The 18,967-nt window shown below is 36.5% G+C and carries 18 protein-coding genes; 9 read left to right on the top strand and 9 right to left on the bottom strand.

Features of this window, described 5'->3' with window-relative positions; genetic code table 11:
• Positions 1 to 82: 82 nt before the first annotated feature.
• The gene (locus tag KEM10_RS00615; RefSeq protein WP_212212152.1) at positions 83 to 880 is read left to right on the top strand and encodes an AraC family transcriptional regulator; all 798 of its coding nucleotides are present in this window, start codon (positions 83 to 85) and stop codon (positions 878 to 880) included.
• A gap of 139 nt (positions 881 to 1,019) precedes the next feature.
• The gene (locus KEM10_RS00610) at positions 1,020 to 2,261 is read left to right on the top strand and encodes a C1 family peptidase (RefSeq protein ID WP_212212151.1); all 1,242 of its coding nucleotides are present in this window, start codon (positions 1,020 to 1,022) and stop codon (positions 2,259 to 2,261) included.
• A gap of 282 nt (positions 2,262 to 2,543) precedes the next feature.
• Here KEM10_RS00610 and KEM10_RS00605 read toward each other — a convergent pair whose 3' ends face one another.
• Positions 2,544 to 3,032 carry a hypothetical protein gene (locus KEM10_RS00605; RefSeq protein ID WP_212212150.1) on the bottom strand — a complete coding sequence of 163 codons (489 nt, stop codon included), beginning with the start codon at positions 3,030 to 3,032 and terminating at the stop codon, positions 2,544 to 2,546.
• A 312-nt stretch (positions 3,033 to 3,344) separates the two neighbouring features.
• Here KEM10_RS00605 and KEM10_RS00600 point away from each other — a divergent pair, with 312 nt between their 5' ends.
• Both KEM10_RS00600 and KEM10_RS00595 read left to right on the top strand, forming a co-directional pair.
• Entirely contained in the window at positions 3,345 to 4,010 is a 666-nt protein-coding gene (locus tag KEM10_RS00600) for a porin family protein (RefSeq protein ID WP_212212147.1), read from the top strand.
• Between the two features lie 42 nt (positions 4,011 to 4,052).
• On the top strand, positions 4,053 to 4,220 hold the full coding sequence (locus KEM10_RS00595) for a DUF1328 domain-containing protein (RefSeq protein ID WP_212212144.1): 168 nt from the start codon (positions 4,053 to 4,055) through the stop codon (positions 4,218 to 4,220).
• Between the two features lie 23 nt (positions 4,221 to 4,243).
• Here KEM10_RS00595 and KEM10_RS00590 read toward each other — a convergent pair whose 3' ends face one another.
• Positions 4,244 to 5,458 (bottom strand): multidrug effflux MFS transporter, encoded by a 1,215-nt coding sequence (locus KEM10_RS00590; RefSeq protein ID WP_212212140.1) that lies wholly within the window; start codon positions 5,456 to 5,458, stop codon positions 4,244 to 4,246.
• Between the two features lie 291 nt (positions 5,459 to 5,749).
• Between KEM10_RS00590 and KEM10_RS00585 the strand changes: the two genes are divergently transcribed.
• Both KEM10_RS00585 and KEM10_RS00580 read left to right on the top strand, forming a co-directional pair.
• Positions 5,750 to 6,295 (top strand): hypothetical protein, encoded by a 546-nt coding sequence (locus KEM10_RS00585; RefSeq protein WP_212212137.1) that lies wholly within the window; start codon positions 5,750 to 5,752, stop codon positions 6,293 to 6,295.
• 126 nt (positions 6,296 to 6,421) lie between these two features.
• Complete coding sequence (locus KEM10_RS00580) at positions 6,422 to 6,865, top strand: YybH family protein (RefSeq protein ID WP_212212133.1); 444 nt, start codon at positions 6,422 to 6,424, stop codon at positions 6,863 to 6,865.
• Positions 6,866 to 6,934: 69 nt separating this feature from the next.
• Here KEM10_RS00580 and sov read toward each other — a convergent pair whose 3' ends face one another.
• The 7 genes from sov to KEM10_RS00545 form a co-directional block, all read right to left on the bottom strand.
• Positions 6,935 to 8,254, bottom strand: coding sequence for a T9SS outer membrane translocon Sov/SprA (sov, locus tag KEM10_RS00575; protein WP_212212130.1), 1,320 nt, complete (start codon positions 8,252 to 8,254; stop codon positions 6,935 to 6,937).
• 135 nt (positions 8,255 to 8,389) lie between these two features.
• Entirely contained in the window at positions 8,390 to 10,546 is a 2,157-nt protein-coding gene (gene scpA / locus KEM10_RS00570; RefSeq protein WP_212212127.1) for a methylmalonyl-CoA mutase, read from the bottom strand.
• A 34-nt stretch (positions 10,547 to 10,580) separates the two neighbouring features.
• Positions 10,581 to 10,952: a four helix bundle protein gene (locus KEM10_RS00565; RefSeq protein ID WP_212212124.1), complete on the bottom strand. Its 372-nt coding sequence runs from the start codon at positions 10,950 to 10,952 to the stop codon at positions 10,581 to 10,583.
• A gap of 56 nt (positions 10,953 to 11,008) precedes the next feature.
• A complete protein-coding gene (gene mutA, locus KEM10_RS00560) occupies positions 11,009 to 12,877 on the bottom strand; it encodes a methylmalonyl-CoA mutase small subunit (RefSeq protein ID WP_212212121.1) in 1,869 nt (622 codons plus the stop codon).
• 199 nt (positions 12,878 to 13,076) lie between these two features.
• On the bottom strand, positions 13,077 to 13,526 hold the full coding sequence (locus KEM10_RS00555) for a DMT family transporter (RefSeq protein ID WP_212212118.1): 450 nt from the start codon (positions 13,524 to 13,526) through the stop codon (positions 13,077 to 13,079).
• Between the two features lie 130 nt (positions 13,527 to 13,656).
• Positions 13,657 to 14,622, bottom strand: a complete 966-nt coding sequence (locus tag KEM10_RS00550; RefSeq protein ID WP_212212115.1) for an ROK family protein — start codon at positions 14,620 to 14,622, stop codon at positions 13,657 to 13,659.
• Positions 14,623 to 14,704: 82 nt separating this feature from the next.
• Entirely contained in the window at positions 14,705 to 15,685 is a 981-nt protein-coding gene (locus KEM10_RS00545; RefSeq protein WP_212212113.1) for a hypothetical protein, read from the bottom strand.
• Positions 15,686 to 15,879: 194 nt separating this feature from the next.
• Between KEM10_RS00545 and KEM10_RS00540 the strand changes: the two genes are divergently transcribed.
• Genes KEM10_RS00540 through KEM10_RS00530 form a run of 3 tightly spaced genes read left to right on the top strand, consistent with a single transcriptional unit; the run spans position 15,880 to position 18,952 of the window.
• Entirely contained in the window at positions 15,880 to 16,494 is a 615-nt protein-coding gene (locus KEM10_RS00540; protein ID WP_212212111.1) for a TetR/AcrR family transcriptional regulator, read from the top strand.
• 40 nt (positions 16,495 to 16,534) lie between these two features.
• Complete coding sequence (locus KEM10_RS00535; protein ID WP_212212109.1) at positions 16,535 to 17,890, top strand: TolC family protein; 1,356 nt, start codon at positions 16,535 to 16,537, stop codon at positions 17,888 to 17,890.
• A 27-nt stretch (positions 17,891 to 17,917) separates the two neighbouring features.
• Entirely contained in the window at positions 17,918 to 18,952 is a 1,035-nt protein-coding gene (locus KEM10_RS00530) for an efflux RND transporter periplasmic adaptor subunit (protein WP_212212107.1), read from the top strand.
• The last annotated feature ends 15 nt before the right edge of the window (positions 18,953 to 18,967 follow it).

Below are 18,967 nucleotides of genomic sequence, written 5' to 3'. Positions count from 1 at the left end.
AAAGATCATACTATTTAATAAGTCGTATTTTCAATAATAGGACAATTATTTTATAATTTTGGCCAACTATTTTTTTGAAGGCATGGCAACAATCGATTCCTTTCTGTCCAATGTAGATCATAACGAAAAAGTGTTTTATGTGCACAATACCAAAATTGAAGGACAACTTTCGATGCACAGTCACGATAAACATCAACTGTGTTATGTTGAGGGAGGTGTAGCCTTTTTAAATACAGAAACGGCTTCGTATTTTTTACCGGCCCGGCATTTTTTATGGATTCCTGCCGGCATCAGGCATCTGGTTGATTCACGAACTTCCATAAAAAAGGTGCATAACATCTTTTTTCCCACTTTCTTATTTCCTAAAGATCACAAAGTAAAACAACAAGAAGGAATTTATCCTGTCACTAACCTACTGATGGAAATGATTTATTATACCGAGAGCTGGCAGGGAGAAGTATCAAAATCTGATTCTATGAGATATGAGTTTTTAACAGCCCTAAAAAATATTGTTCTGGAAGTTTCCAATGTACCTTTGCCTATAGCTTTACCTACTACTCATAACGAATCGCTCAGAGTAATACTTAAATATATCCATCATCACATCAATCAACCATTGTCTTTAACCAATGTGGCCGATGAATTTAGTTACAGTACACGATCATTATCGCGCCTCTTTCAAAACAATATGGATACTTCTTTTTTGCAATACGTAAAGCTAACCCGCATTATTAAAGGAATGGAAGCCTTATTGCAAACTAATCTGGCGGTAAGTGACATTGCATATAAATGTGGATTCAACAGCCTTTCTGCCTTTAGCTATACTTTTCAACAAGTGGTAAAAAAATCACCGCTTGAGTTTCGGAAGGAGAGTCTGTAAGAATAAATGATATCTGGACCAGTTTTATCATTTTTTCATAATACAAGGTCATTTTATGGGGGTTCGTCATATTTTATAGTGTTTATTTCTATTACATTTACCTTTCTTTTACGGGAAATAAATATTAAACCTAAATAATATGAAGAAATTAGTCGGATTGCTACCTGCCGTTCTGCTGACAATTACCGTGTCGGCACAAAACACTGACAAGACAAAAATTGAAGAGTATCCCAGAGGAAAAGGATTTTATTACGAAACGATATTAAAAGATATTAGTCATGTGAAAGACTCAGTTGAGGCTGAACCTGCAGCCATGAGATTAACCATGGATCAGTCCCAGTATGATCTTCCGAATAAGGTTGAAATCTATAAACGAGAGTGGGCCAACCCTGTTTTATCTCAAGGAAATACCGGAACATGTTGGGACTTCTCGACGCTCTCTTTTTACGAATCAGAAATCTTCCGAATGACTGGCAAGAAAGTCAAGTTATCGGAAATGTATGTTGCGTATTACGAATATCTCGCAAAAGCTGAGCGATTTATTGAGAAAAGAGGAAATTCTTTATTTGCAGAGGGATCGGAAGGAAATGCGGTTGCTCGGGTTGCCCTTGCTCATGGTTTGGTTCCTGCCGATGAATATACAGGCCTGATAGGTGGCAGAAAATATCATGATCATGGCCAGATGGTGAAAGAGATGAGTACGTTCTTAAAGTCACTTACCACGTCCAACGCCTGGAATAAAGAAGCAGCATTAGAAACCATTGCTTCTATTATGGATCACTATATCGGTGTACCGCCAGCTTCATTTAAAGTGGAAGGTAAGGAATATACACCTGTAAGCTATATGAAAGACTATTTGAAATTGGATCCTAACGATTTCGTAGAGATTCTTTCACACAAACAAAAGCCATACTGGCAGCAAGTGGAATACACCGTGCCTGATAACTGGTGGCACAATACGGATTATTATAATGTACCACTGGATGTATATATGGAAATTGTAAAGAAAGCCATTCGCAAAGGTTATACAATGAGTATTGGTGGTGATGTATCTGAAGCTGGTTTCCTTCGTTCAACTCAATGTGCAATGGTACCTGATTTTGATATTCCTTCGGCATACATTAATGAAGACTCGCGCGCTTTTAGGTTTGATAACGAAACCACTACCGACGATCATGGTATGCACTTGGTGGGATACCTGGAGAAAGATGGTAAAGACTGGTATCTGATAAAAGATTCGAGTTCGGGCTCACGCAATAACGACCCGGACGCTCCGGAATTTGGTTATTATTTCTTTACACAAGACTATGTAAAACTAAAGATGATGGGTTTTACCATCCACAAGGATGCGGTTAAAGATGTATTGAAGAAATTCAAGTAATAAAACATTACCCCATGACATAAAACTAAAGCTGCCCGACAAATTTGCCGGGCAGCTTTAATAATTATTAAAATATGAAGATGGTCATACTTGCTTATCTGTTTTCTTCAAAAAATTTGGTCATTCTTTCTTCATAGGCTTCCATATCTTCTTCATTCATATCACGCTTGGCCCGTTTCCCTAATTCCATTCGTGTTTCTATCTGACGAGGAAAATCCGTTTTTAAAACATTGCTTCCATCTTTTTTCTTATGCAGCTTAAATTGATCAAATAATTCGCCATCTACTCAGTATTTCCTTTTACAAAAATCAACCTATATAAATCATTTTGTAAATAGACAGTGTTCTTGTTGTATCCGGTAATAATCCAACTTCCGTTTACATCGTTTGCCAATCGTTTGTTTAACTGCAAAGTCAGTTCAAGCAATAACTCTTCTGCATCATCCCAAATATGAAGATTCGAGTTATCTTCCGGTGTTGGCTCTAATTCATCATAAAATTCAACAGGACTTATAGCTCGAAGCTGCCAAGTACCCTTATCTTCAATACTATTATGCAGTAAGAGACTTTGATCTGAAGAAAAACTTAGTAAACAATCGGGGCTCTCAATTTTTTGCTCTTGTTCTCCTTTTACTATTTGAATCTGCCAGTTATTATTTAAAAGCATATGAGTAATAATATCTTGTTGAGTAACTTGTTCCGATTGATCATCGCAAGAAGTTAAAACAGCAATTAATGTTGCTAAAATAACCAATATAACATGCCTTCTCATGACTTTCTTCTTTATATATATACAAGTTAAGATGCGTGTATTAACTTAAGATTAACCCAACTAAAAACTCATATTAATCTTTCTATACCGACCATGATACTTTGAAATATGAAGGCAATTTTCAAAAGGTATTTAGATGAAATGTGTAGACTATATTTCACTACAGTGTAGAAGATTTCCCCCTTGTTACTTAAACTATTCAATTCTGCAATTCGACAACCACCTAAATTAATTGCTGTTTACCAATATTTTAAGTATTTACATGGGACTTTGGCACGATTATGTATTCTAAATAAATCAAACAAATTACTTATGAAAAACACAAGTCAGAAGATTCTATCAGTTATAGGTTTATTCGTATTATTATTTACATTTCCTAGTCAAATAACTCAGGCTCAAAAGAGTAAAATTGGTATAAAGGGAGGCTTAAACCTTAGTTCAATGACATTTGACAATGCTGATGAGAAAAATCGGTTACCGGGTTTTAATGTAGGTGTATTTACGCATCTTCCAATAACAAAAACCTTTGGGGTTCAACCCGAGGTACTATACTCCACAAAAGGTGTTAAAGCCATTTATAATGAGGAATTTTTGGGAATGGAGGTAGCTGAAGGAGAATCAGAATTAAATCTTAAATACCTTGAAGTTCCGGTATATTTCACCTTTAATTTCTCTAAATCCTTTGATATTCATTTGGGTCCATACATAGCAGTATTACTCAATAGTAATGCCGAAACAGATACAGAAGTATTGGATTGGATGAATATTAATGAGTCAGAAGATATAGATAATGACCAGTTCAATAAATTGGATTATGGATTAGCCGGAGGAATTGCTTATCATATCAACAATCTTTCTCTTGGAGTTAATTATTCCTATGGATTAAATCAAGTAGCATCTTCAGACGAGCCAATAGAAACTTTATTAGGGGATGCTAAAAATTCCAACCTTCAAGTTTATATAGGTATTGCATTTTAATCACAGCATTCAAACATAATATTCACTTAAAACTATATTGCTATGTTACGATGGATTGTTACATTTTTAATTATTGCCCTTGTGGCAGCATTATTCGGATTTGGAGGAATTGCAGCTAGTGCGGCTGGGATTGCTAAAATTTTATTCTTTATTGCAGTTGTACTTTTTGTAATTAGTTTGATTGCAGGAATGTTTCGAGGCTTTAGGTAGCTTTCTTAAGGCAACGATTACTATTAACCTTTACATTCAGTTATTTGCTTGGCATAAAACCAAAATATGATGACCGCAACAATACAACAAACAAGCATGGTAGCGCCAATCGGAAGAAGCGTTCCATTATAAAACAATGCTGGTATTGATCCAACAATAAAACTCATGATAAAGCGGGTTACGCCAATCATGGCATTGGCCGAACCGCTAATCTCGGGCAATAAATTTAGGATCATAGCTGTGGCATTACCAAATACCATCCCCAGACTACCAATGAAAAGTACTATGCCCGAAAATACAATGATAAAACTGGCCGAAGCTTCGAGGGTAGCAACAAAAATGATGATGGCAGCCAATAGTTGAAGTAATAAACCGGTTTGCAGCATCTTCTGCGTTTCAAACCTTTTTAATAGCCGGTTATTAACAAACGATAAGGCCACATTTAAAACTACATTTGCGGCAAATAATAATGGGAAGATCTTGGGTTCCTTTCCAAAATATTCGAGATACATAAATGATGAACTGGTAATAAACACAAACAAGCCTGACATTGAAAACGCTGTTGTGAGAAGCAAAAGAACTGCCTTACGCGATTTCATGAAAATGATGTACTTACCCACAAACTGCTTCCATGTAATTTTCTTAGTTAATAAATGCTTTTCTCTTGATTCGGGCATTAAAAAAACAAACAAGACCCAAAGCACTACTGAAAAACCAGCCAAAAAATGAAAAATAGCCTGCCAACCAATTAATTGTCCCAAAGCTGTACCTATAATAGGAGCTACCAAAGGAGCAAACATCATAATCATACCAATTACTGTGGCCATGCGAGCTACTTGTCTGCCATCGAACCAATCTCGTACAAACACCATAGCGGTAACTGAAGCAAATCCACCACCAAATGCCTGAATAGCTCTTAGCACCCACACCTGCTCAATAGTAGTACATAAGGGCATAATGATGGCTGAAATACCATAGAGAGTAATTCCGGTTACAGCCAACTTCTTTCGACCAAAAGCATCTGATAACGGACCTCCAAAAAAGTTACCCAAAGCAAAGCCTAAAAAATAAACGGTTAACGAGATTTCAACCTTACTAATACTCACATCAAAATAATCAGCCATTATGGGCATCGATGATAAATAGGTATCAATGGCCAACGGCGACATTGATGTAAGCATTGCCAATAACAAGGTTATGGATTGAATAAAATATTTTGAGTCTCTTTTTATTGGCATATCAGTATTATTTATCAAGGAATAGCTCTCAGTTTTTATGATGAAATTAATGCTATTATAGCTACCGGATTATAGCAGCTGACTGAGAGATGTGATATTAGCAATCAGTTCAAGTATGCAAAATTAGAATATTTCAACCATTTACTATGAATCTAAAATATAGATTTAACAATGTTTAAGGTTGCTTAGTTGTTATTAGTAGCCTAAAAATTTCAGCACCAAAATGTTTTTCATTGAGAAAATTTTTATTCATACTATTCTACCTTTGCATGTAAATTAATGCTTTGGACGATGAAGAAACTAATCTTATTAATGCTGATTTTATGCGCATGCATAAGTAGTAACGCTCAGGTGTTAGGCTCAGCACAAACATTAGGCAAAGGGAAAGGAAACTTTGGCATGATGCCTGCTCTATTTGTATATAGTGGAAATGATCAATTAATGCTGTTTATAAATGGTGGATATGGCATATCAAATGGTGTTGATCTTGGATTAAAATTAGGTGTTTTTGGTAATAGTAATTTTATAGGAATGGATGTTGAATTCAGCAAAAGTAAGAACTTCTCACTTGCTGGAGGGTTTCATTCCTTTAATGATTTGGCCATGGATTTAACAGGCCTTGTAGGGTTTAATTTGGGTAACGGAGCTCGATTATCTACTGGTCTGGATATGGATATCGTTTTTGCCAATTCAACCAAAGTGCCGGTTTGGGTTCCAATAAACCTGGAGATATGGGTTAAGAATAATATGACCTTTATGCTGGAAGCCGATATTGACACTAAATTGTTTGATCAGAGTTATCATTTAATCACTGCTGGTTTTCAGGTTTATTTCTAACCGAGAGATAATATCATCAGGTGCCACTTCAATTTTGAGGTGGCTTTATTGTTTCTGATTGCTTATTATTGACATTCACATCATCACGGTCATATCTTTGGAAATTACAGATTAAAATGAACCGCCATGAAAAATAATGTATTTTTTTTAGCTATCGTTTTGCTACTCAGCAGTCAAATCATCTGCGCCCAAAACATGCAGAAAGAAATTGAAAACACCATTGAAGCAATGATCAAATGCTCAATTGACAAAGATCTGGAAAAATCAATGTCGTTCTGGTCAGATAGTGAAGATTTTGTTCTTATCACCGACGGTCACATAACAAATTACACACAGTTAAGAGAAATGCTTAGGCAATTTTGGGCTAATCTGGAAAAGCAGGAAGTACTTAAAAATTCTGTTCAGGTAACTCCACTTGACAAATACAAAGCTTTGTGTGTTTGGAAGGGAACAGAATCAATTAAAATGAAAGATTCAGAAGCCATCGAATCTAATTGGATATCTACCCTTGTGATGGAAAATAAAAAAGGGGGTTGGGTGATACTGCATGGGCATACCAGTCACTTTTAGATAGCAACATTGGTTAATCATGCGATACCAATCCTAGAATTTTAATAGACCAATAGTATATTTGTTTTCTTATTTAATTGTAAATTCTGCAATTCTGAAAACTACAGGATTTTCAAATCCTGTTAAATACATTCGAAGGTTTATTTCATTCATATGACTTAATTGTTCATTTTTAGCTAAGGGTATTTTGAATTGATACCATTTAATCAACTGGTTAACATCAGATTCTCTAATATCAGATATGTAATTTTGTCCTATTTCGAAAAGCTCACTAGAAATCTTAATTTCATATTCATCATAATCAGACTCCATCGAAATAATAGATGAGTAATTAAAATTTTCACTATCTGGCTTATTATGAAGTGTTACAACATAATTTTCATGCGAGAATGAAGGAGGCAAAGAATTTCGTTCTGGATTATTAATGTTTTTATAACGCTCAAGAATTGGTAATTCAATCTGGTCGTAGTATGTATCTCTGTAATAATGGAAGTCATCTGAAGATGGATCTTTTTCTACCTTTCGATAAGCTTCAACATTAACTTTATCTTTCAACCTTTCTAAAAAAGAACTAAAAAATATGGCTTCATCATTCACTCCACGTATAGTGTCACTGCACAAGCCATCCAGACCTACATCTTGAGATAACCTTTTTTCATCATCCGAATCAAAAATAGAATCACCTGAAAAAGATGAAAGTACTCCCCAAACACTTAGTTGTCCAACTTCTGATAATCCGTTTTCATAACTGATATATCCGTCCTTTAAAATATCTTTAGAAATACTACCAATATCAAAAAAAATTGATCCCGAAATTGATTGGTTATTATTTGAGGTAAAGGGTGACATCATCCAAAAGATAATAGTATCACAACTTTCCTCTTTTGGAATCTCTGTTATCATGCCTGCCCAGCGCGAAGAAGGATTTGTTAATGTGCCATCGTAATTGACACCATCAACATCAAAATTATATGGACCACGCTCATTAGGATAATAAGCTATATTCAAACAAGGAATAACAGTTGGTTCTCCATAAGCTATTTGTCGTGATGGGTATATTTCTTGCTCATAAACTTCTCTCACTAATGGATGCATACGTTGCTCTCTATCATCTTTGATGTGTTGAGGAGTCATTGTTGAATTTCGCAAAAAAACGTTTGCATTAATGTTATACCATGCAAGTTTAGCACGATTGTATCCATATTTAATATTATTGGATAAAGATGATTCGGTAAATCGATTAGGTACACTGCTCAAATGCCATACACTTTGATCACAAAGGAAATTTTCAGCAGCCTCTTCATTCTCAATAGGTGGCAAATCTTTATTATTGCAACCACTAAAAGATAAAAGGCAAATTATAGTAGAAAAAAGGAATATATTTTTCATCCAGGTTAGTAATTAACATAAATTATAGGTGAATATACTATATATATGCGAATTACCTTCTTAGAATTTGAAGTAAACAATAAAGCCATCCCGTTTGGGATGGCTTTTATATTGAAATAGCTGTAATCTATTTACTTATTCAGCGTGTTGCTCAATTAACAAGTTAAGGATATCAGAACCCGCTTTAGCAACTGAAGTACCAGGACCGAAGATAGCTACAGCGCCTGCATCATAAAGGAATTGGTAATCCTGTGCTGGAATTACACCACCACAAATAACCATAATATCCTCGCGGCCTAATTTTTTCAATTCATCAATAATTTGAGGAACTAAAGTTTTGTGACCTGCTGCCAATGAAGAAACTCCCACTACGTGAACGTCGTTTTCAACGGCTTGCTTAGCTGCTTCGGCAGGAGTCTGGAACAATGGTCCCATATCTACGTCGAAACCTATATCGGCATAACCTGTTGCTACTACTTTTGCACCGCGATCGTGTCCGTCCTGACCCATTTTAGCGATCATGATACGTGGTTGACGACCTTCTTTTTCGGCGAAATCCTTAGCCAACTGTGTGGCTTTTGCAAACTCTTTATCGTCTGCTGCTTCTGCACTATACACTCCTGAAATTGATCTGATTACTGCGTTATATCTACCAACAATCTTTTCGCAAGCGTCAGAGATCTCACCCAATGAAGCACGTTTTTGAGCAGCATCAACAGCTAACTCCAACAAGTTACCTTCACCAGTTTCAACTGCCTTAGTAATTGCGGCCAATGCAGCTTGTACCTCTTCTTCATTACGGTTAGCGCGAAGTTTTTCAAGACGCTCAATCTGCGACTTACGTACTTCAGCGTTATCAATATCTAAAATATCAATTGGATCTTCTTTTTCCAAACGATATTTGTTAGTACCCACAATAGTTTGTGTTTTCGCATCGATCTTTGCTTGTGTACGAGCAGCAGCTTCTTCGATACGCATCTTAGGAATACCTGACTCAATTGCTTTAGCCATACCACCTAACGACTCAATTTCTTCGATGTGAGCCCAGGCTTTTTCAACCAATTCGTTAGTTAATGACTCAACATAGTATGAACCAGCCCATGGATCAATACCACGACAAATTTGTGTTTCGTCCTGGATGAAGATCTGAGTGTTACGTGCAATACGAGCAGAGAAGTCAGTTGGTAATGCAATAGCCTCATCCAATGCGTTGGTGTGCAACGATTGTGTGTGACCTAATGCAGCACCCATAGCTTCGATACAAGTACGACCTACGTTGTTAAATGGATCTTGCTCTGTTAACGACCAACCCGAAGTTTGCGAGTGAGTACGTAAAGCTAAAGATTTAGGATTTTTAGGGTTGAATTGTTTTACAATTCTTGCCCATAACATACGTCCGGCGCGCATTTTGGCAATCTCCATAAAGTGGTTCATACCAATAGCCCAGAAGAAAGATAAACGAGGAGCAAAAGCATCGATATCCAATCCGGCATTAACACCTGCACGTAAATATTCTAATCCGTCAGCTAATGTGTAAGCCAACTCAATATCAGCGGTAGCACCTGCTTCCTGCATGTGGTAACCAGAGATTGAGATTGAGTTAAACTTAGGCATTTTTTGAGAGGTATATTCAAAAATGTCGGCAATTACCTTCATTGAGAATTGTGGTGGGTAGATATAAGTGTTACGCACCATAAATTCTTTCAGAATATCATTCTGAATAGTACCGGCCATTTGCTCTAACTTCACACCTTGCTCTAAACCTGCAACAATGTAGAAAGCCATTACTGGCAATACAGCACCGTTCATAGTCATAGATACTGACATTTTATCCAATGGAATACCATCGAATAATACGTTCATATCAAGGATAGAGTCGATAGCCACACCAGCTTTACCAACATCACCTTCCACACGCTCGTGATCAGAGTCGTATCCGCGGTGAGTAGCCAAGTCAAATGCTACAGAAAGACCTTTTTGACCTGCAGCCAGGTTACGACGATAGAATGCGTTTGATTCTTCAGCCGTAGAGAAACCTGCATACTGACGTACTGTCCATGGGCGGAATGCGTACATCATTGAGTAAGGTCCGCGCAAAAATGGAGGTAAACCTGCAGCATAGTTCAAATGCTCCATGCCCTCAAGGTCGTCTTTACTGTAAACTGGTTTTACGGGAATCTGTTCTGGAGTAACCCAGTCTTTTTTCACCCCGTGTTTTTGTTCCCAGGCCTTAGTGTCAGTAGCACCACAAGCCTTGGTTTTGAAATCTATATTATTAAATTTTGGTCTCATTTTTTAGATTTTTAGATGATTAGACAATAGACTATTAGAAGGTTTCTGAAAGTATTTTAGTGTCAAAGGATGAGATCATTTTTTGCAGCTCATCTATTTTAACCAAAAACTCTTCCAGAACAGATTCTATTATAAACTCAAGATCAAATGAAAGATACACTTGAGTTTCGAGCTCTAATGCTGAACTATATGCAATTTCCAGAAAACGACTAAATTCCTTGTTCGTTTTTCTACCTGAACCTTCTGCTATATTTGAAGGTATAGAAACCGAAGCACGCCTCATTTGGCTAGTCAATCCATATATTTCAGACTGAGGAAATTCAGAAGTGAGCTTGTAAATGTCTTTAACAAGCATCCTACTTTTCTGCCAAATTTGAAGTTCTTTAAAATTATGCTTCCTTTTCATTGCATTATTAGATAATATCAATCAAATTATCTATAAGTCTATAGTCTCAAAGTCTACTATTCTAATATCATTTTATTAAACCCTTGCAAAGTCTCCAAAACGTTTGAACGAACATTAACAAAGTGAGTAATACCTTTCGCTTTCAAGTCGTCAGCACAAGCTGGTGCACCAGCAATAACCAACGGAGTATCACCTAATAATTCAAAGGCTTTTGGAGCAGCTTCAGCATATTCGTCATCAGAGCTACATAAAACAACAATATCAGCGCCAGCAGCTTTAGCCGCTTCAACACCTTCTTCTACTGTTTTAAATCCTAAGTTATCAACGATCTCGTAACCAGCACATCCAAAGAAGTTACCTGAGAACTGAGCACGTGCTAAACGCATAGCCAGGTGACCATAGGTAAGCATAAATACCTTTGGACGTTTTGCAGCTTTTTCAGTAGCTAAACGTAATGCTTCAAATTCATCAGCAGCACGGAATGTTACTATTGGCTCAATTTCTTTATCTCCATCACACGAAGTGCATACTTTCTCTAATTTAGAGAAATCGATTTTAGGAGTAACAATTTCGCCTGTGTTAGGATACTGGTTAGTACCTAATAGGTTTTCGCGACGAGTAGCGATTGCTTTACGACGCTTATCAGCAGTTTCTTTAACCAATCCCTGGATAAATCCTTCTTTTAAAGCAGCTAAATAACCACCTTTTTCTTCCACCTGTACAAACAACGACCATGCTTGTTCTGCAACACTGTCAGTAAGGTTTTCGATATAGTATGATCCGGCTGAAGGGTCTACGATTTTCTCGAAGTGAGATTCTTCTTTCAACAATAATTGTTGATTACGAGCAATACGTTCAGAAAAATCATCCGAATCTTTAAATAATGAATCGTAAGGCTGAACAGTCAGTGATTGAGTACCACCTAGTGTAGCCGACATTGCTTCAGTTTGAGTACGCAACATGTTTACGTTTGGATCGAAAATGGTCTTATTCCATTCTGATGTTTCGCTGTGAACATGCATTTTACATACCTCAACACCTGTTGGCTGGTATGCTTCCACAATTTTAGCCCATAACATACGACCTGCTCTTAACTTAGCAATCTCCATAAAGTAGTTACCACCTACACCAAAGTTGAACTTGATGTTCGCAGCCGCTTCATTAATAGAAAGTCCTTTTTCCGATAATTGAGCAAGGTATTCGTTACCCATTGCCAAACCAAAAGCCAACTCCTGAGCAACAGAAGAACCAGCATTATTGTAATGCTTTGCGTTTACTGCAATGGTTTTAAACTGAGGCAAGTTTGAAGTAGCCTCTACCAATTCTTTAACACTGTCAATGGCTTTGCTCATTTCGCAACAAGCTTTTCCTTTTACAGTTAAATCTCCAATTGGATCAAAATTAATCGAACCTTTAACTTCTGTAAGGTTACGATTCATTTTTTCAAGAACTGCTACTACAGCTTGCACTAAAAGGCTGTTGCCACAACAAGCTGAGAAGTTAATTTCCACATCATCAGAAAGAATATTTTTTAATAAAGCCTCGATATTAGCTTCAGTAATAATATCCTTGTCTTCAATAATAAAACCAAGGCTATCAACTCCTTTTGTAAGTAGAGTTAAAGCTTTTTCGTTAGCTACTTTTACATCAGTTACTTTAATGTCCTGACGTACGAACCATTTGTTGCTTTTAGCGTTGTTTCCTCTAACGTAAGGAAATTCGCCCGGCTGGCTCTCTAAGTAATTTAACGAATCAAGGTCTTCAGAGCGATAGAATGGTCGTACATTGAATCCTTCATTGGTTCTCCATACGAGCTTCTTCTCAAAATCTGCTCCTTTCAGGTCTGCTGTGATTCTGTCCATCCACTCTTGAGTAGAAACAGGTGGGAAATCACTAAATAACAGTTGTTTTGTTTTATCTGCCATAATATAACTGTTTGTTTTTTTCCAAAGGCGCAAAAATACACCTTTTCATGAGACTAAGACTAATATTTAACGCTTTTTAAAGCTGTTTTTGAGCATGATTATCAATATCATATGAAATAATTCGCATATGTTGATGGCATCAATTTTTCTCCAAGTGTTAACAAATCAATACGTTATTAAAGTTTTTTTTCTTTAATTACTAAAATCGTTGAATAAAAAATACTCCAACTATAATGAATACAATTCCTGCAATTTTTCCAATAGAAAAAGGTTGTGGGTTGACACTAAACCACCCAAAGTGGTCAATTATAGCTGCCACAATCATTTGCCCCCCTATAGTTGCACCTAACATGGTGGCTACTCCAATTTTAGGAATTAATATCACTACCGATGATACAAAGATGGCCCCTAATATGCCTCCTAGAAAAAGATAAAAGGGTACTTGAGCTAACACTTCTCCTTTAGGCATTTCGGTTCTGAGAATTAAATTTAATATAAAGAGACAAATGGTTCCCACTAAAAAATTAGTGAATGAAGCTTGAATAGGGTGTTTTAGAAATCCACCTAACTGAGAGTTAATACTTCCCTGAATGGCCAATAACCCACCTATTAAAATGGCAATTGTGGTTAATACGTATTTTAAATACATAGAATAAATTGAGTGTTTGCGGATGCAAAGGTAAGGTAAATCAAGGAGACAATCCACCTTAAATGAATAGCGCTCAACAAAAAATGGGCAAGCTATTGCTTACCCATCTTCCCTTATTTCAGATAGAATATTAATTCTTCATTTCTTGCCAAACAACAGCACTTGCACCCAATATTGCAATTTTTGCACCATCCAGTTCCGAAGGAAGTAATTTAACTTTTTCGCTATACAAAAAACACATATTTTCTTCCATGGCTTCTTTTGTAGGTGTAAATATAAAATCACCTGCCAAAGCTAGCCCGCCAAAAAGAAAAACAGCTTCGGGGCTTGAGAAGGCAACAAAATCAGAAATGGCTTTACCCAACATTTTACCGGTTAAAGCAAATGCTTTCAAGGCCAACTCATCACCTTTTACAGCGGCATCATATATCATTCTGGAAGTAAAGCTTTCTGCTGCAACATTTCGCAATTCACTTTTTGTATTTGTAGTTGCCATTATCTCTGACACAGTTCGACATATTCCGGTAGCAGAAGCGTAGGTTTCCAAACATCCTTTTCTGCCACATCCGCATTCACGACCATCGGGTTGTGTAATAACATGCCCCAGTTCACCGGCAAATCCATCGTGACCAAGAACTAATTGATCGTTCACTACTATACCACTACCAACCCCGGTACCAAGAGTAAGCATAATAAAATCTTTCATCCCTTGTGCTCCACCATACATCTTTTCACCAACAGCGGCCGAATTGGCATCGTTGGTTAATACAATTACAGGGTAGTCGTAATATTCTCTCATTAATTCAACCAAAGGAACACGTTCGCCCCAACCTAAATTGGTAGCTCCAATAATTTCTCCGGTAAAATAGTTACTACTTGGTGCGCCTATGCCTATTCCTTTTACTTCAATAGTATTATTCTGTTGAAAAACGATTTCGTTAATTTTCACCGTTAACGAATCCAGGTACTCTCTTATATCAGTATTAGTTAGTGTAGGAGTTGTTGTTTCAGCTAATATGTTTCCAGCTCTATCCACGATGCCAATCACCGTATTGGTTCCACCAATATCAATGCCAATAGCAACTTCTTTCTTCATCTACATTTTGTCTTTAAGATTTATCGGCAATAAAATTGGGTAATTTTATTGTTTAGGAAATGTAATATTCTATAAATATACCTTAAAACATTTTTCTTCCCCATAAACCTTTTTGACGCCCTTGCTTTTTGCCAAAATACCAGGTTATATCAATTAACGGCAGAATAGCCATACCATTAGATGTATTATAATTAGCAATGGAAAGAATATAACCAAAATTGAATGATAATGCAGGCATAATAAATGTTTGCAATTCAGTAGCTTGTTCAAATGCATGATTTCCGGTAAAATTACCTCTGTAATACTTAAGTCCACCACCCAATGTAAGCATGCTGTTAATTTGCCAATCGGCTCTTAATTTGGCATAAGCAATAGCTCCTTTACCTATTAGCGCAGGACTTCTGTTGGTAAGAAAATGCTTTTTTAATTCGGTTAACTCAGATTCTTCAGCACTTATACCTACATCAACACCAATTCCGGCTGTTAATATTACAAACGGCTGATCGTTACTACAACGATTATCTGTGGAAATGTATCTGCTAATTAATAGCTCGTTTTTAATAGAAATAATAACTGGAACGGATATACCTGTATCAATAATTGAAGTATAGTTTCTTTTCTGCAGCCAACTCAACCCAGGACTTGCTGAGTATAAGCCATGTTTACTGGCTATATACCATTTATTATTTACCCACCTTTTTTTTAAAGTGATATTGGGCACCCAATAATTCAAAGCAAGAGAAGACGATATTTCAAGCCCGGGCTTTAATCCATACCTTGATGGTGATAACAGGCTAATATTTCCAGCTCCCGGATACACTGTATTTGCACTTTCGTGATGCCATAATATATCATCTCTTGCATCATTCTCCCTGGCTCCCATGGGTTTCATAGGATTAAATGCATTCATATCCTTATCCTGTTCAAATGCCTTCTGTTGCCTTTTTCTTATTTCGCGCTTTGAAGTACGCTTATTCAGTTTTCGCTTTTTATTCTGACATGAAGCATCCTGTACATTAAATACAATGCATAAAAAAAGTACTATGATTAGGTAATGTCTCATGATTCTCATAATTGTGAACGGTGAAGTAAGTCTAATTATTCTAACCAGATGCTAATAAATATATTAGGGTGATGTATTTATTGATGAATAAGCAAAAAAGAATGATTCAGAGGGATACAAATAATAAACTCAGGAAACTTTTTTTACTTTTTTAGTTTCCTAAATGAATTAAGTTTTCTATTTTCGCTGCCGTTATGAAAGATAAAAGGCAACAAATTATTAAGCAATCCGCTTTACTTTTTCACCAATATGGTATTAAAAGTGTAAGCATGGATGATATAGCCCGCGAATTAGGGATGTCGAAAAAAACACTGTATCATTTCATTAAGGACAAAAACGATTTAGTTGAAAGTGTAGTTGAATTTAACCTCCAATTGTATTCTGATTTTTTATCCGCATTCCATGATTTAAAATCAAATGCAATTGAACAATTTTACTTGTATACATCAAAAATAAAAGAGCACTTTCCCAAGTACAATCCTTCTATGCTCTACGACTTACGCAAGTACTATCCATTGCTATTAAATACAATTCTGGATAAAAGGCAAAAGTTAATATACAATGCCACCTATGCTAATCTGGAAAAGGGAAAAAAAGAAGGTTTCTATCAACCCGATATCCAATCTGATATTATATCCAAATTACAAGTTGCTAATCAAAATTATACTATGGATCCCTCCAATGGCTTGTTTACCGACGCCGAACTGGGAGATCATAAGGTGTTAGAGCAATTATTTAAATATCATTTTCGCGGTATATGTACCCCTGAAGGCATAAAAGAGCTCAAACGGGTATTCAACTTCAAATAATAAAAATCAACAATAATATAAGAACTAATATAAAGAATCAATGAAGTTTAAATGGATGCTGATTGTTGCGCTGGCTATGGCAAGTAAAGTAATAGCTGCGCAGGAGAGAAGTAATTCCGATTCTGAGGCTAATCCTAATAAGGTTACGCAAACAGAGTTGGGGCAAGGGGAAAAGGAAAAACTGATACTCAATTTAAGCGCTGCCAAAGATTATGCATTGAAGTATAATCGTGATATTCAGAATGCCGGGCTTGCTATTGATGAAGCAAATTCTCAGGTTTGGGAAACATTGGCCAGTGGATTACCTCAGGTAAGTGCCAATGTGGATTATACCGATTATTTGGGACATGAGTTTTTCTTTCCGGGCAGTACAGAAGGTGTACCTAATAATCCAACCAGTTTTTTAAATGTAAATGTGTCGCAGCTATTATTTAGCGGAAGCTACATTGTAGGATTACAAAGTGCTAAGCTATACAAGGCAATGACAGAGAAGAACGCCGAAAAAAGTGAGCTGGATGTAAAAGAACAAGTTGCAAGTGCATACTTTAATATTCTACTGGCAGAACGCTCTAAAGAGATAATTACCAGAAACCTTGAAAACGTACGTGATCTTTATGTCAATACCGAAGCAATGTATAAAGTGGGGGTATCTGAATTAACCGATGTTGATCAGTTATCTATTCAGGTAACCATGCTTGAAAACAGCTTGCGTCGCACAGATCGTCAGGTGGATATGGCCTACGATTTACTAAAGTTACAATTAGGTGTTGATCCTAAACAGAGCATTGAATTAACACAAACATTGGATGATTTCCTTGAGATGTTCGACTTTTACAACGCACTGGCAAAACCCTTTGATTTAAACAATAATGTTGACTATCAATTGATGGAATCGCAGGAAGAAATTACTTCTAAGCAAGTATCGTTACAAAAGATGGAATATCTGCCAACACTAACTGCCAATTACGTTCGTACGGAAAAAATTAAGGCTGCCAACTTTGATATGCAACCAAATAATGTACTGCAGCTAAACCTGAGTATACCTATTTTCTCATCAGGTATGAGAAAATCGAAAGTTAATCAAGCTAAAATTCAGTTAGAGACCTTACAAAATAACAAAGCTCAACTCGAAGATGCTTTATTAATACAGGAGCGTCAGGCGCGATTAAATTTAAATACCGCACTGGAGCAATACCAAAGTCAGAAACAGAATGTAGATGTGGCTTATCGGGTATTTGAGAATATCAACCGCAAATTTCAGCATGGATTAGTGTCGAGTTTAGACTTAACAACTGCTAATAATAACTATTTGTCGGCTGAGTCGGACTATATCCAGTCTATGCTACAAGTACTAGATGCACATACTACACTTGAGAAACTTTTTAACAATCTGTAATTCGAAATAAGATAAACTGAAATAATCATGAGAAATACATTTCTTGCAATAGCAACGGCACTTGTTTTAGTAAGCTGTGGTGGCAAAAAAGAGGCTGATAAAAGCCAGACCGATGTTGGCAAAAAAACAGTGAAGGTAACCACTCTTCAACTGGAAGTAATTGAAATAAATGAGGAATACACTGCCACAATAAATGCCTACGATAAAGTGTATCTGGCACCCAATATGCCGGGGCGTATCAAAGAAATTAAAGTAGAGGTTAACGATAAGGTTCGTGAAGGACAACAGGTTGTTCAAATGGATGCCAGCCAACTGGTACAAATGGAGGTTCAGTTTTCTAACCTTGAAAAAGAAATGGTTCGTATGGATTCTCTAATTGCCTACGGTTCAATTTCTCAACAAGTATATGATCAAACCGATGCACAATACCGTGCCACTAAAGCCAGTCTTGAAAACTTGCGTGAGAACACCATTATAAAAAGTCCATTTAATGGTTTAGTTACCGGTCGATTTTACGAAAACAGTGAGATTTATGGTGGTACACCCAACACTAACGACGGAAAAGCAGCTATTTTAACCATTGAGCAAATCGAGAAGTTGAAAGTTACCGTTAACATGTCAGAACGCTTCTTCCCAAAGGTTAAAGCAGGATTGAAAACCAGACTTACAACAGATGTTTATGGCAAAGAAGAATTTGAAGGTACGGTTACATTGGTTTATCCTACTATTGATCCTTCAACCCGCACATTTACTGTTGAAATAACTATACCAAACGGCAACCTAAAGCTTCGTCCGGGAATGTTTGCTCGTGTAAAAGTAAATCTGGGAGAAAAAGAAACTATCGTAGCTCCTGCTTCAGCCGTATTAATGTTGGAAGGAACATCAAACCGTTATGTTTTTATTGAAGAAAATGGCAAAGCCAAACACATTGATGTCACTTTAGGTGAACGATTCGATGATAAATTGGAAATCATTTCTGACGCCATCCAACCAGGTGTAAAGCTAATCACTTCAGGTCAGTCGAAACTGAATAACGGAGATCTGATTCAGGTGGTAAAGTAAACAGGTTATTACATT

This window comes from Carboxylicivirga linearis (assembly GCF_018271995.1).
In the GTDB taxonomy this organism is placed as follows: Bacteria; Bacteroidota; Bacteroidia; order Bacteroidales; family Marinilabiliaceae; genus Carboxylicivirga; species Carboxylicivirga linearis.
This window is presented reverse-complemented; position numbering and strand designations above follow the sequence as displayed.

Coding starts and splice junctions, on each gene's coding strand:
- KEM10_RS00580 (WP_212212133.1), top strand. CDS start 6,422: ATGAAAAATAATGTATTTTTTTTAGCTATCGTTTTGCTACTCAGCAGT.
- KEM10_RS00550 (WP_212212115.1), bottom strand. CDS start 14,622: ATGAAGAAAGAAGTTGCTATTGGCATTGATATTGGTGGAACCAATACG.
- KEM10_RS00610 (WP_212212151.1), top strand. CDS start 1,020: ATGAAGAAATTAGTCGGATTGCTACCTGCCGTTCTGCTGACAATTACC.
- KEM10_RS00545 (WP_212212113.1), bottom strand. CDS start 15,685: ATGAGACATTACCTAATCATAGTACTTTTTTTATGCATTGTATTTAAT.
- KEM10_RS00605 (WP_212212150.1), bottom strand. CDS start 3,032: ATGAGAAGGCATGTTATATTGGTTATTTTAGCAACATTAATTGCTGTT.
- KEM10_RS00585 (WP_212212137.1), top strand. CDS start 5,750: ATGAAGAAACTAATCTTATTAATGCTGATTTTATGCGCATGCATAAGT.
- mutA (WP_212212121.1), bottom strand. CDS start 12,877: ATGGCAGATAAAACAAAACAACTGTTATTTAGTGATTTCCCACCTGTT.
- KEM10_RS00590 (WP_212212140.1), bottom strand. CDS start 5,458: ATGCCAATAAAAAGAGACTCAAAATATTTTATTCAATCCATAACCTTG.
- KEM10_RS00595 (WP_212212144.1), top strand. CDS start 4,053: ATGTTACGATGGATTGTTACATTTTTAATTATTGCCCTTGTGGCAGCA.
- KEM10_RS00600 (WP_212212147.1), top strand. CDS start 3,345: ATGAAAAACACAAGTCAGAAGATTCTATCAGTTATAGGTTTATTCGTA.
- KEM10_RS00615 (WP_212212152.1), top strand. CDS start 83: ATGGCAACAATCGATTCCTTTCTGTCCAATGTAGATCATAACGAAAAA.
- KEM10_RS00540 (WP_212212111.1), top strand. CDS start 15,880: ATGAAAGATAAAAGGCAACAAATTATTAAGCAATCCGCTTTACTTTTT.
- KEM10_RS00535 (WP_212212109.1), top strand. CDS start 16,535: ATGAAGTTTAAATGGATGCTGATTGTTGCGCTGGCTATGGCAAGTAAA.
- KEM10_RS00565 (WP_212212124.1), bottom strand. CDS start 10,952: ATGAAAAGGAAGCATAATTTTAAAGAACTTCAAATTTGGCAGAAAAGT.
- KEM10_RS00555 (WP_212212118.1), bottom strand. CDS start 13,526: ATGTATTTAAAATACGTATTAACCACAATTGCCATTTTAATAGGTGGG.
- scpA (WP_212212127.1), bottom strand. CDS start 10,546: ATGAGACCAAAATTTAATAATATAGATTTCAAAACCAAGGCTTGTGGT.
- sov (WP_212212130.1), bottom strand. CDS start 8,254: ATGAAAAATATATTCCTTTTTTCTACTATAATTTGCCTTTTATCTTTT.
- KEM10_RS00530 (WP_212212107.1), top strand. CDS start 17,918: ATGAGAAATACATTTCTTGCAATAGCAACGGCACTTGTTTTAGTAAGC.